Source organism: Cellulomonas timonensis, from assembly GCF_900046455.1.
Taxonomy (GTDB): Bacteria; Actinomycetota; Actinomycetes; order Actinomycetales; family Cellulomonadaceae; genus Cellulomonas_A; species Cellulomonas_A timonensis.
On record NZ_FCOT01000010.1, the window covers coordinates 339,091 to 351,422 of the forward strand.

The following is a 12,332-nucleotide window of genomic DNA, read 5'->3' on the forward strand; positions in this document are numbered from 1 at the left end:
GTGGAGCCGGCGGGCCGATCAGCGGGCGTCAGGCCTTCGCGACGGGCAACGCGGGCTCGTCAGCGGCATCGGACACGGCCGCGCGCGGGGTCCCGATGGGGCTCGAGCCGCCGCTGACGAGCCCGGCGACCGCCATCGTCACCGAGATGCCCATCATGACCAGCAGCGACGCATGCCACCCGGCGCCGGACATCACGCCGATGAGCACCGGCACGCAGGCCGCGAGCGCGTAGCCGACGGCCTGCACCATCGCTGACAGCGACCGCGCGGTGTCGCCGTCGACACTGCGGCGCGCGATGAACGTGAAGGCCACGGCGATGGCGCCACCCTGGACCACGCCCGTGACGACGATCCACACCGCCCACAGTCCGGGCGCGGTGAGCAGCCCGATGAACGCGACAGCCCACACGAGGCCCAGGGAGCCCGCGACGACGCGGGGCGACCGGGCGCGGGTGGCCAGGACCGGGGCCAGCAGGGCGCCGGAGATGCCGAGCACCTGGAAGACGGACATCGCGGTGGCCGCGGCGCCGGCGCTGAGCCCGGCGACGTCGCGCAGCATGCCCGGCAGCCACGCGGTCATCGCGTAGTAGAGGCCGGACTGGCAGCCGAAGTACACGCCGAGCGCCCAGCCGCCGCCGGAGCGCCACACGGTGGAGCGCCCGCTGGCCGCCGGCACCTCGACGTCGCCGCGCCCGCGGGAGGACACGGCCCACAGCCACGCCCCGGCAAGTGCGAGCACCGCCCACACGGCCGTCGCGGTCCGCCAGCCGAGGCCGTGTGCCAGCGGGATCATCAGCGCGGCGGTGATCGCCGCGCCGGCGGTCAGGGAGGCGGTGCTGGCGCCTGTCATCGCCCCGAGCCGGTGCGAGAAGTCGCGCTTGACCAGCACGGGGATGAGGACGTTGCCGACGGTGATGCCGGCGCCGATCACCACGGTGCCGACCAGGAGCTGGGTGGCGCCGCCCCACGGGCGCAGCGCGATGCCCGCGGCGATGAAGAGCAGCGCGACGACGACGGCGCGGTCGACACCCCACTTGCGCGCGATGCCCGGGACCAGCAGCGATCCGACCGCGAAGCACAGCACGGGCAGCGTGGTCAGCAGGCCGGCCTGCCCGGCCGACAGCCCGAGGTCGGCACGGATGTCGTCCAGCACCGGCGACACCGCCGAGATGGCGCCGCGCAGGTTGAGGCTGACGAGGATGAGGGCGACGACGTGCAGCGCTCCCGCGACGGCGGGCACGGCGACGGCGTTCTTCACGGGGCGATCGGGCACCGCTCTTTGTAGCATGCAATGTTCCGTTACGGCTTCTCGGCCCTACTTCACCGACCCCGAGGTGAGTCCCGCGACGAACTGCTTCTGCAGCAGCAGGAATCCGATGACCACGGGCACGCTCACCACCAGTGACGCCGCCATCACCTGGTTCCAGTAGACGTTGATCTGCGTGGAGTACTCCCGGAGCCCGATGGACAGCGTCCGGTTCGCGTCATTGGTGAGCACGGACGCGAAGAGCACTTCCCCCCACGCCGTCATGAAGGCGTAGATCGACACGGCGATCACCCCCGGGCGCGCCGCTGGGAGCACCACGCGCAGCAACGCGCCGATATGCGAGCAGCCGTCCACCCGGGCCGCCTCGTCGAGCTCGCGCGGGATGCCGTCGAAGTAGCCGGCGAGCATCCAGATCGCGAACGGCAGCGAGAACGTCAGGTACGTGATGATCAGGCCGAGCCGGGTGCCGATGAGCTGCACCCCGAAGGTCTGCGTGAAGTTCACGAAGATCACGAACAACGGCAGCAGGAACAGCACCCCCGGGAACATCTGGGTGGACAGCACCGTGGTGGTGAACACCCCGCGGCCCTTGAACCGGTGCCGGGACACCGCGTACGCCGCGAAGATCGCGATGGCGACGCTGGCGATCGTCGCGGCGGTGGACACGATCAGGCTGTTGAGGAAGTACCTGGCGAGCGGGACCGTCGACCACATGTCGATGAACGGCTGCACGGTGAGGTTCGTCGGCCACCACGTGAACGCCCCCCGCACGTCGCCCAGCGGCTTGAGCGACGAGCCGACCATCACGTATAGCGGCACGAGTGTGAACACCGCGAGCACCGTGACGGTGATGACGCGGAAGACTTTGAACCCGGTGGTGTCATGCACGGCGCGACTCCCGGTTCACGATGAGCAGGTAGATGCCGGTGACGAGCAGCAGGAACAGGAGCAGCAGCACGGACATCGCCGCGCCGAGCCCGAAGTTCCAGGTGAGGAACGTGGCGTTGTAGATGTGGAACGAGATGAGGTCGCCCGAGGCGGGCTGGCCCGTGCCGAACAGGACGTACGGCGTGTTGAAGTCGTTGAACACCCACAGGAACATCACCAGCACCAGCACCACGTTGACGGGGCGCAGCATCGGCAGCGTGATCGACCGCCACTGCCGCCAGGCGTGCGCGCCGTCCACGGCCGACGCCTCGTAGACGTCCTGCGGCACCGATTGCAGCCCCGCCATCAGCATGAGGAAGGCGAACGGCCACATCCGCCAGATCGCCACCACCACCACCGACCAGAACGCGTTGGAGCCGATCAGCCAGAACGGCCGGTCATCGAGTAGCCCCAGGTTGTCCACCAGGATGTGGTTCACCGCGCCGGTGTCGCGCTGCAACATGAAGTTCCAGGTCAGCACGCCCGCGTACACGGGCAGCGCATAGGGCACCAGGAACATCGTGCGGAGCCCCGAGCGCCCGCGGAACGACCGTTGGAGCACCACGGCCGCGGCCATCCCGAACGTCCACGAGACCACCACCACCAGCAGCGTGAAGGCGCACGTCACCAGGAACGACTGGAGCAGCGCCTTCCCCACCGCCGAGTCGAAGTCCAGCGCCACCTGGAAGTTCCGCAGCCCGACGGCGGGCGCCGCCGTCCAGTTGCTGATGAAGAACTTGGTGAGCTGGCGCGTGCTCATCCACACGCCCGTGATCATCGGGATCACGTGGATCACCAGTTCGAACAGGATCGCCGGGGCGAGCAGCGCATACGGCAGCCACCAGCCCGACCGCCTGCGCGGCCGGGCCGGTGGCTGCTGCTCCTGACCGGCGTCGTCCTTCTCCGAGACCGCTGTGGTCGCCATCAGACGCCCTCCTCGTCAGGGTGGGACGGCTAGCCGACGGCTGTCTGGACCTGGTCCTGAGCCGTTTGCAGCGCGCTGCGCACGTCGTCCTCGGTGACTGTGCCGCCGGTGGCGATCGTCGCGAACATCTGGTTCATCGCCTTGCCGACGGTGTTCTCGAACTGGTCCTCGGCGGGCACCAGCGGCAGCGGCGCGGACCGGTTGTTGTAGATGTCGGTGAACGTCGCCGCCAGCTCGGCGTTGTCCGTGAAGGACGGCTCGGTGTCGACGAGCACGGGCAGCGTCGAGAACGGCAGGCCGAGCTGGGTCTGCACCTCGGGGCTGGTCATGTACTCGACGAACTGCAGGGCGCCGTCCTTGTTGTCGGTGTTGTCGAAGATCGACAGGTTGATGCCGGCCACGTGGCTGGCGATGTCGTCCTCGGCGTCCGATGGCGCGGGGAAGGCGACGACCCCGAAGGCCTCCTCAGGCATCCCGTTGGCGGCGATGGTGGCGCCCGCGTTGTTCTGCGTGAGGATCATCGCGGCCTTGCCGGTGGCGAAGTCCGCGACGGCGAGGGCGCCGTTGTCGTACTGGGCGTTCGAGGTGTTGACCACCCCGTCCTCCTGCATGAGGTCCAGGTAGCGCTGGACGCCCTCGACGACGCCGTCCTCGGTGAACGTCGGGTTGCCGTCGCTGTCGAAGAGCTCGGCGCCGTTCTGCGCGGCGTTGATGAACGCGAAGTGGCTGTTCTCCGTGTAGCTGCCCGCGGCGAGGGTCATGCCGTACACCCCGGCGGCCTCGTCAGTGGTGGCCTGCGCCGCGGAGACCATCTCCTCCCACGTGGTGGGCGGCTGCACGCCCGCCGCCTCGAACATGGCCTTGTTGTAGTAGAGCCCGTACGCGAGCCCGTAAACGGGCACCGACGTGGGGTCCTGGCCCTCGGCGCCGCCGGTGGCCAGCGCCGTCTCGACGAACTTGTCGGCGCCCCCGATGGCGTCCATCTCCTCGCTGCCGAACGGCATGAACGCGCCGGTGGCCTGCAACGACGCCGCCCAGGTATTGCCGATGTTCACCACGTCCGGGGCCTGCCCGGACGTCACGGCGGTCTGGATCCGCGTCTGGAGGTCGTTCCACCCGATCACCTCGAGCTCGACCGGGATGCCGGTCTGCTCGGTGAACGCCTCGAGGACGGGGGTGAGCACCTCCTTGTCGTTGTCGATGCTCGTGCCCTGGTTGCTGGCCCAGTAGGTCAGGGTTCCTCCGCCGCCCCCTCCCTCCTCGGTGGCCCCGCCACCATCGGAGTTGTCAGAGCCGTCGGAGTCGCTGGTGCAGGCGGCCGTCATGCCGAGCAGCAGGGCTGCGGCGACGACGGAGGCGCCCAGAGATCGTGTCTTCACGAGATGTCCCCCCTGGTCATCACGGGATCGGCGTCCGGATGGCGGCCGGTCCACACGGGGCGTCGATGCGTGCATTGAGCCCTTTTTGATGGTATGCGCGGTCTCGCGTGACAGCGCGTCGGGAGCGCGTCCACGGGCTGCGGCCCAACGCGCGCGCCACGTGGGCGCCACGACGCGGGAGAATGGCCCGACCCGGTCTCACCCCCCGAAGGAGCACCTCCGCCATGAAGCCCTGGGGCACGCCCCTGTCCCCCGCCGCCGCCCGCGTGATGCTGCTGGGCTCCGGCGAGCTCGGCAAGGAGGTGCTGATCGCGTTGCAGCGGCTCGGCGTGGAGACCATCGCCGTCGACAGGTACCCCGGCGCACCCGGCCACCAGGTGGCCCATCGCGCGCACACCCTCGACATGACCGACCCGCAGGCCCTGCGGGACCTCATCCTGGCCGAGCGCCCCGACCTGGTGGTGCCGGAGATCGAGGCCATCGCCACGTCGGCGCTTGAGGACCTCGAGCGGGACGGCCTGGTCCAGGTGGTCCCCACCGCGCGCGCGACCCGCCTGACGATGGACCGCGAGGGCATCAGGCGCCTCGCCGCCGAGACCCTGGGCCTGCCCACCAGCCCCTACCGCTTCTGCGACTCGGAGGACGAGCTGCGGGCGGCGATCGACGCCATCGGGTACCCGTGCGTGGTCAAGCCGGTGATGAGCAGCTCCGGCAAGGGCCAGAGCCGCCTCGACGGGCCCGACGACATCACCCCGGCGTGGGAGCACGCAATGGCGGGCGGGCGCGTCGCGGGCGGACGGGTCATCGTCGAGGGATTCGTCGACTTCGACTACGAGATCACCCTGCTCACCGTGCGGGCAGTGGAGGCTGACGGCACTGTCGGCACGCGCTTCTGCGAGCCCGTGGGGCACCGCCAGGTGGGCGGCGACTACGTGGAGAGCTGGCAGCCGCAGCCCATGTCGCCGGTGGCGCTCAGCCGGGCGCAGGAGATCGCGCGGGCCGTGACCGGCGACCTCGGCGGGCTGGGGGTGTTCGGCGTGGAGCTGTTCGTGCGCGGCGACGACGTGTGGTTCAGCGAGGTCAGCCCGCGCCCGCATGACACCGGCATGGTCACGATGGCCACGCAGCGGCAGAGCGAGTTCGACCTGCACGCCCGGGCGATCCTGGGGCTGCCGGTGGACACCACGCTGCTGAGCCCGGGGGCCAGCGCCGTCGTCTACGGCGGCGTGGACGCCGAGGCTGTGGTGTTCGAGGGCGTCGCCGAGGCCCTGCGCGTGCCGCACAGCGACCTGCGGCTGTTCGGCAAGCCTGCCAGCGGGGTCCGCCGACGCATGGGCGTGGCGCTGGTCCACGGCGACGACGTGGAGACGGCCCGCGCGCAGGCGGCCCTGGCGGCGAGCAAGGTCACGGCGCGGCCAGCCTGACTGCCATGCCCGCGGCCACTGCTGTCCCGGCCCGCAGGCCCTGCTCGAACGCGCGCACGGCGTTGAGGCCGGGGGCGTCCAGTGCCCCGCCGATCACCGTGTGCGGGATGCCGAGCGCCGCCAGCTCCGCCGCCAGCGGGGCGTGCGGCTCCTGGCCGGCGGCGACCACGACGGTGTCGGCGGGGATCACCTCCTCCACGCCGTCGACATCGGCATTGGCGACGACGAGCCCCTCGGCGGCGATCCGGCGGTACTCGACGCCTGTCCTGCTGCGCACTCCTGCCACGCGGATGGCCTGCAGCACGGCCCACCGAGTGGACGGCCCGATGCCCTCCCCGACGTGGCGGCCCCGGCGCAGCAGCGTGATCTCCCGGGCGGGGGCTCCCGCGCGCGGCTGGTCCAGCCCGGCCTCGCGCCGGAAGCGGGCACGCTCGGCGGCCCGACTGTCGGCATGGTCGCCCCAACACACCTGCATCTCATCCGGGCCGCCGAGCCCAGCGCCGGTAGGCGGAAGCGGCAGAGGTGAGGGCGAGCCCGGAAAGGAGGATAAGTGCGCCAGGTCCACGGCGATGCCGCCCGCCCCGATCACCGCAACCCTGCGGCCAACCCGCCACGGGGCCGCGAACGCCTCCTGGTAGTCGAGCACCGGCAGCGCGCCCGCGCCGGGCAGCGCCACCCGGCGCGGGCGCACCCCCGTCGCGACGATCACGTGGGCATGGTCCGCCAGGTCGGCGGCGCTCGGCGCGACGCCCACGCGGATGCGCACCCCGAGCCTGGCGAGCTCGTGGCGGAAGTAGCGGACTGTCGCCAGGTAGTCCTCCTTGCCGGGCACCTGGCCCGCGAGCAGGAACTGCCCGCCGATCGAGTCGGCCGCCTCGATCAGGTCCACCGGCGCCCCTGCGGCGGCCAGCGTGGCTGCCGCCTGCATGCCGGCGGGGCCAGCCCCCACCACCGCCACGCGGGGCGAACGGGGCTCGGGCTCTCGCACCGCGAGTGGGAACTCCAGCTCGCGCCCGGCACGCGGGTTGACCAGGCAGGACACCCGCTCGACGCCGAGGGAGCGGTCGATGCAGGCCTGGTTGCATGCGATGCACGTGTTCACCAGGTCGAGGTCGCCGTCGCGCGACGTGGCGACGAGGCGCGCGTCGGCCAGGAACGGGCGGGACATCGACACCAGGTCGACGTCGCCCCGCGCGAGCGCCTCCTCGGCGAGCGGGAGCGAGTTGACGCGGTTGGAGCCCATGACGGGCACGTCCAGGCCCGCCTGCGCGATCCGGCGCCGGATGCCCCCCGCGATGTCGAGCCACATGGAGTGCGGCACCAGGGACTGCACGCTCGGCACCGACGACTCATGCCACCCGATGCCGATGTTCAGCGCGTCCGCGCCGCCCGCCGCGAGCCGCAGCGCAAGGTCGGCGCTCTGCTCCGGTGTGCTGGACCCGTCGACGAAGTCCGCGCCCGATGTGCGGACGATCACCGGGAAGTCGGGGCCCACCGCCGCCCGGACCGCGGCCAACACGGCGAGCGGGAACGCGGCCCGGCGGTCCTCGTCGCCACCCCAGGCGTCGTCGCGCAGGTTCGTCAGCGGCGAGGCGAACTGGTTGATCAGGTACCCCTCGGAGCCCATCACCTCGACGGCGTCGAATCCGCGTCGCAGCGCGGTGGCGGCGGCTGCCGCGAAGGCCGCGATGGTCCGCTGGACCCGCTCCTCGTCCATCGCGGCAGGCGTCTGCCGGGAGAACCGAGAGAAGACCGCCGACGGCGCCACCGGCGCGACGCCCATGGCGTACCGCCCGGCATGGAAGAGCTGCAGCGCGAGCAGGGCGCCCGCCTGATGCACGGCGTCCAGCGCGGGCTCCAGGGCGTCCCAGGCGCCGGGCTCGTCGAGCACCAGGTACTCCGGGCTGCCCGCGCCCGCCCGGTCCACCGCCGCCCCGCCCGTGACGATCAGCCCGGCGCCCCCCAAGGCGCGCTCGCGGTAGAAGGCCGCGAGCGCCGGCGGGTCGTGCTCGAGGTTGAGGTGCATGGAGCCCATGACCACCCGGTGCGGCAGCCGCAGGCTCCCGATCCGGACGGGTGAGAACACGCGGGTGAGCATCGACGCTCAGCCCTGGCCGCCGCCGAGTCCCGCGCGTCGCAGCAGGTCCCGGGCGATGACCGTCTTCTGGATCTCGTTGGTGCCCTCCTCGAACCGCTGCGCGCGGGCGTCGCGGTACACCCGCTCGATGGGCATCGACTTCCAGTAGCCGATGCCGCCGTGCACCTGCAGGGCCTTGTCGGTGACGCGGGTGAGCATGTCCACGGCGGTGAGCTTGGCCATCGACGACAGCGCGGGCGCACGGTCGTCGCCGTCCTGCCAGGCGCGCGCGGCGGTGAGGGTCAGGGCCTTCGCGGCCTCGATGTCCGCCGCGTTCTCAGCGAGCTGGAAGGCGATGGCCTGCCGGGACGCCAACGGCTTGCCGAAGGTGACCCGCTCGGTGGCGTAGGCGACGGCGAGCTGCTGCGCGCGCTGCGCGAGGCCCACACAGCTCATCGCCACGGAGATGCGGCTGGGGGTGAGGAACCCGCCAAGCGCCACCGCGAGGCCCTCCCCCTCCGCGCCGAGCCGCTGGGACACCGGCACGGGCGCGTCCTCGAACAGGAGGGTGGCGTGGTCGGTGCCGCGCACGCCCATGGTCTGCGAGCTGTCCTCCACGACGACACCGGGGGTCTGGCGGTCCACCAGCAGGGCGACGGTGCCCTCCTTGCCGCTGCTGCCGGCCAGCCGGGCGAACAGCAGCCAGTAGTCGCACCGCACCCCGAAGGTGATGAGGTGCTTGCGCCCGGTCAGCCGGTACACGTCCCCCTCGCGGCGCACCGTGGAGGTGATGTCCGCGCCCGTGCCGTTGCCGGGCTCGGTCAGCGTGAACGCGACGGTGAGCTTCCCGGCGATCGCGGGCTTGATGAACAGCTCGCGCTGGCGCTCGTCGGCGTAGGGGTTCATGGCCCGCCACGTCCCGTTGACCACGTGCACGATCATCCGCACCGACGCGTGCGACCGGGAGAACACCTCCATCAGCCCCATCCACTGCACGAAGCTCACGCCGCGCCCGCCCAGGTCGCGTGGCGCCGCGAGCGCGAGGTAGCCGAGGCCCACCAGCTCGTCCCACAGCGTGTCGGGCACGTCGCCGTCGGCCTCGATGCGCTCCGCCCAGGCCTCCCCCGGGCCCTCGACCCAGGCGGTGACCTCGGCGAGGAGTTGGTCGAACTCCTGGTCGGGGATGCTGCTGCCCCGGCCGTCGGCTGTGATGGCGGCAATGCTCACGAGGTGCTCCCTGGGGTGTCGGCGGGTCGGGCTGCGTGGGATGTGGTGGTGAACTGCAGGGCGAGGTCCCGCAGGAGGAACTTCTGCACCTTGCCCACGGCGTTGCGCGGCAGGCTCTCCAGCACCTCGAGCCGCTCCGGCCAGTAGTGCTTGGACACCTGGTGGCCGTCCAGGTAGGCGGTGAGGTCGGCCAGGGTGAGGGTCGCCCCAGCGGTGGGGACCACGAACGCGCAGGCCCGCTCGCCCAGGCGCGGGTCGGGCATCGCGGCGATGGCCACGTCGTCGACGCCGGGATGCCGGTACAGGAGCTGCTCGATCTCGGCGACGGGGATCTTCTCCCCGCCCCGGTTCACCACGTCCCGGACCCGGCCGGTGATCCGCAGGAACCCCGCGTCGTCGAGGGTGGCCAGGTCGCCGGTGCGGTACCAGCCGTCCTCGGTGAGCGCCTCCTTGGTGAGGTCGGGGCGGTCCAGGTAGCCGTCGAACATCGTGGGGCTGTGCAGCTCGAAGTTGCCCTCCCCGCCCGCCGGGATGAGGTGGCCGTCGTCGCTGACGATGCGGGCCCGCACCCCGTCCAGCAGCCGCCCGTCGGTGCCCCAGACCAGCGCCGGGTCGTCCTGCGGCGCGGCCAGGCTGCCCAGGCACGTCTCGGTGGTGCCGAACGCCCCGCACACCGCGGCGCCCAGCACGCGGGTGGCGCGCTCGGCCAGGTGCCGGGGCGCCGCGGCGCCGGTGTTCACGAAGATCCGCAGGCTCGCGGGCGCGGGCTCCCCGGCCTCCACCGCCTTGACCAGGTCGGTGAGGAACGGCGTCGCGGCCTGCGCGAACGTGCCCTTCCAGCCGCCCAGCAGCCGCAGCGCGCGCACCGGGTCCCACACGGGCTGCAGGATCTGCGGGGCGCCCAGCACGAAGGACAACCACATCCCGTAGAGGAAGCCCGTCTGGTGGGCGAGCGGCGAGGGGATGAAGATCGCGTCGTCGCTGGACAGGCCCAGATGCGCGACCTCCATCGCCGCCGCGCGGCTGAGGGTCTGGTGCCGGTGCAGCACGCCCTTCGGCTCGCCGGTGGTGCCGGAGGTGAACAGCAGCTGCGCGGCGTCGTCGGGGCGTGGGGCCCGCTCGTCGAGCACGTCGCGCCGCACGTCCGCCCCGGCCATCGTCTCGGCCCAGCTGTGCCAGCGGGGCGTGCGACCCGGCTCGTCGGGCGCGGCGGCATCCCCGCCCCCTGGCTCGGCGCCGGGCCGACAGCGCTCCGGGACCTCGCCGATCACGAGCACGTGCTCCAGGAACAGCCCGTACCCCGGGTCCCGGCCCGTGCCGGCGCGCAGGATGCCGTCGAGCTCCTCCGCGTGGCGCCGGCCCCGGAACTCCTCCGGCACGACCATCACCCGCGCGCGCGACCTGTGCAGGGCGAACGCGACCTCGCGCTCGCGGAAGATCGGCATGATCGGGGCCACCACCGCGCCGACGCGCAGCACGGCCGTCGACAGCACCACGAACTCCCGCCAGTTCGGCAGCTGGAAGGCCACCCGGTCCCCCCGCCGCACCCCCAGGCCCACCAGCGCGGCGGCCGCGCGATCCGCTTCGGCGTCGAGCTGCGCCCAGGTCAGATGCCCGGTGGCGTTGTCGCGCGCGTCCACCACCGCCGTCTCGTTGGGCCGCTCGGCCGCCCACCGCCGCACCCACTGGTCGCCGGTGGCCTGCGACGCCGCGTCGATCCCCGGCCCGGCGATGGTGTGCGGCCGGGCCGCGCGGGCTGTGCGGACTGCCGGGTGGTGGGGCGCCCGGCGCCGGAGCCGGCCGTCGTCCACCCGCATGTCCAGCCCGAAGGTCGTCATCGACTCCAGGTACTCCGGGTAGGAGATCCGGTAGGCGTGCGGGTAGGTGAGGGTGCTGCGCCCCTCGGCCGCGGAGGCCGCCACGGCCAGCGACATCAGCACCCGGTGGTCGTTGAAGGACGACAGGTCCGCGCCGCTGAGGCCGGGCACCCCGCGCACCCGCAGCTCGGCGCCCTCGATCCGCACATCCGCGCCCATGCTGTTGAGCTGCAGCATCGCGGCGACCCGGTCCGACTCCTTGAGCCGCACATGCTCGACGTTGCGGAAGACGCTCTCACCGTCGGCGAAGCAGGCCAGCACCGACAGGACGGGCAGCATGTCCGGCACGCTGCGGCAGTCGATGTCAGCCGGGCGCAGCCGCGCGCCGTCATGCCGCACCCGCACCGCGTCGACCTGCGGGTCGTAGGCCATCGGCACGCCCATCGCCGTGGCGATGTCCAGCAGGTGCGCCTCGGGATGGTCGGACCGCGCCGAACTGGTTGACCGGAGCCCGTGCAGCACGATGTCGGAGGGGTGCAGGGCCCCGGCAGCCAGCCCGAACGCCGCCGATCCGATGTCCGGCGGCATCCGCAGGTCGGTGGCCACGGCCTGCTGGTCGGGCTCCACCTCGAAGCGGCGCCAGTCGTCGGACACCTGCACGTGCAGCCCGAACTGCTTCATCATCTCGACGGTGAGCTGCAGGTAGGAGCGCTCGTTGAGCGGCCCGTCCACGACCACCGTGGTGGCGGACGACGCGAACGGCGCCAGCAGCAGCAGCCCCGAGATCCACTGCGAGAGGGTGCCGGCGATGTGCACCTCGCCGCCGCGGGGCCGGGCAGCGCGCACCCGGATGGGCGGGCAGTCGTCGGCGGAGGCCACGTCGAGGCCCATCTGGCGCAGCGCGGCGAGCAGCGGGCCGATCGGGCGGCGCTGGAAGTACTTCTGCCCGGTGACCGTGACATCCCGGTCGCCCAGCGCGGCCAGGCCGGCCATGAAGTACAGCGTGGTGCCGGAGCTGCCCGCCGTGACCACGTCGCGGCGCGGACGGTATGGGCCGCCGTGGACCACGTACGTGCCGTCCTGGACGTCGATGCGGATGCCGAGCTGGCGCAGCATCGCCACCGTGTACTGGACGTGGCGGGCGTCGGTGAGGCCCGTGATGCGGCTGGTTCCCGGCGCCAGCGACGCGAGGATCAGCGCCCGATGCGCGTGGTACTTCGAGTTGGGCACCTGCACGGCGCCGCCGATGGGTTGATGCGTGCCGAGAACTGACAGATACATGCCTGAGC

8 protein-coding genes are annotated in these 12,332 nt (G+C 72.3%); 1 reads left to right on the top strand and 7 read right to left on the bottom strand.

All coding sequences use genetic code 11. The annotated features are described in order from the left end of the window. Positions 1 to 28: 28 nt before the first annotated feature. Genes BN3788_RS05220 through BN3788_RS05235 form a run of 4 tightly spaced genes read right to left on the bottom strand, consistent with a single transcriptional unit; the run spans position 29 to position 4,498 of the window. Entirely contained in the window at positions 29 to 1,258 is a 1,230-nt protein-coding gene (locus BN3788_RS05220) for an MFS transporter (RefSeq protein ID WP_066582736.1), read from the bottom strand. 57 nt (positions 1,259 to 1,315) lie between these two features. Beyond that, a complete protein-coding gene (locus tag BN3788_RS05225) occupies positions 1,316 to 2,155 on the bottom strand; it encodes a carbohydrate ABC transporter permease (RefSeq protein WP_066582737.1) in 840 nt (279 codons plus the stop codon). After that, positions 2,148 to 3,119 (bottom strand): carbohydrate ABC transporter permease, encoded by a 972-nt coding sequence (locus tag BN3788_RS05230; protein WP_066582738.1) that lies wholly within the window; start codon positions 3,117 to 3,119, stop codon positions 2,148 to 2,150. The genes BN3788_RS05225 and BN3788_RS05230 overlap by 8 nt, the downstream gene beginning before the upstream one ends. A 29-nt stretch (positions 3,120 to 3,148) precedes the next feature. Then, positions 3,149 to 4,498, bottom strand: coding sequence for an ABC transporter substrate-binding protein (locus tag BN3788_RS05235; RefSeq protein ID WP_066582739.1), 1,350 nt, complete (start codon positions 4,496 to 4,498; stop codon positions 3,149 to 3,151). Between the two features lie 224 nt (positions 4,499 to 4,722). Between BN3788_RS05235 and purT the strand changes: the two genes are divergently transcribed. Beyond that, the gene (purT, locus tag BN3788_RS05240) at positions 4,723 to 5,922 is read left to right on the top strand and encodes a formate-dependent phosphoribosylglycinamide formyltransferase (protein ID WP_066582740.1); all 1,200 of its coding nucleotides are present in this window, start codon (positions 4,723 to 4,725) and stop codon (positions 5,920 to 5,922) included. On the opposite strand, the gene BN3788_RS05245 is transcribed toward purT, so the two are convergent. From BN3788_RS05245 to aroA, 3 genes are read right to left on the bottom strand one after another with little or no spacing between them, the layout of a single operon-like run. Beyond that, positions 5,903 to 8,008, bottom strand: coding sequence for an oxidoreductase (locus BN3788_RS05245; protein ID WP_199824736.1), 2,106 nt, complete (start codon positions 8,006 to 8,008; stop codon positions 5,903 to 5,905). The two genes, purT and BN3788_RS05245, sit on opposite strands and share 20 nt — an antisense overlap. An 18-nt stretch (positions 8,009 to 8,026) precedes the next feature. Then, a complete protein-coding gene (locus BN3788_RS05250) occupies positions 8,027 to 9,226 on the bottom strand; it encodes an acyl-CoA dehydrogenase family protein (protein ID WP_199824737.1) in 1,200 nt (399 codons plus the stop codon). Beyond that, positions 9,223 to 12,324, bottom strand: coding sequence for a 3-phosphoshikimate 1-carboxyvinyltransferase (gene aroA, locus BN3788_RS19965; RefSeq protein WP_066582742.1), 3,102 nt, complete (start codon positions 12,322 to 12,324; stop codon positions 9,223 to 9,225). The genes BN3788_RS05250 and aroA overlap by 4 nt, the downstream gene beginning before the upstream one ends. Positions 12,325 to 12,332 lie beyond the last annotated feature (8 nt).

Coding starts and splice junctions, on each gene's coding strand:
- BN3788_RS05230 (WP_066582738.1), bottom strand. CDS start 3,119: ATGGCGACCACAGCGGTCTCGGAGAAGGACGACGCCGGTCAGGAGCAG.
- purT (WP_066582740.1), top strand. CDS start 4,723: ATGAAGCCCTGGGGCACGCCCCTGTCCCCCGCCGCCGCCCGCGTGATG.
- aroA (WP_066582742.1), bottom strand. CDS start 12,324: ATGTATCTGTCAGTTCTCGGCACGCATCAACCCATCGGCGGCGCCGTG.